General features: G+C 64.5%; 1 protein-coding gene. It reads right to left on the reverse strand.

The window, feature by feature from the left end; genetic code table 11:
* Positions 1-394, reverse strand: a 394-nt coding sequence (locus tag ACOQFR_RS00015) for a hypothetical protein (RefSeq protein ID WP_421377373.1), incomplete at both ends; no start/stop codon positions are given.

Genomic DNA, 394 nt, shown 5'->3' on the forward strand with positions numbered 1-394 from the left:
CTTCGACCGTCACGGTGACCGTGGCGGTATCGCAGTTGGCCGGGTTCAGGACCTCGCAGATCTCGTAGTCGACCGTGTACGTGCCCGCGGCGGTACCGGCCGCCACGTCCACCGAGCCGTCGGCGTTCACGGTCAGCGGACCATTCGTCACCGGGACCAAGGTGATGTCCGCCGGATTCACGGCCGCGCCATTGAGCAGGTCATTGCCCAGGACGTTCACTACATTGGTGTTGGCAATGAAGCCGTTGACCGGGCCGGCGCTGTCGTTGACGGCGTCAATGACGCCCTCCTCCACCGTGACCGTAACGGTCGCGGTGTCGCAGTTCGCGGGATTCAGGACTTCGCAGATTTCGTAGTCGACGGTGTACGTGCCAGCCGGGGTATTCGGCGCGAC

The sequence above is a fragment of the Arenimonas sp. MALMAid1274 genome (assembly GCF_049195245.1).
Lineage (GTDB): Bacteria > Pseudomonadota > Gammaproteobacteria > Xanthomonadales > Xanthomonadaceae > Arenimonas.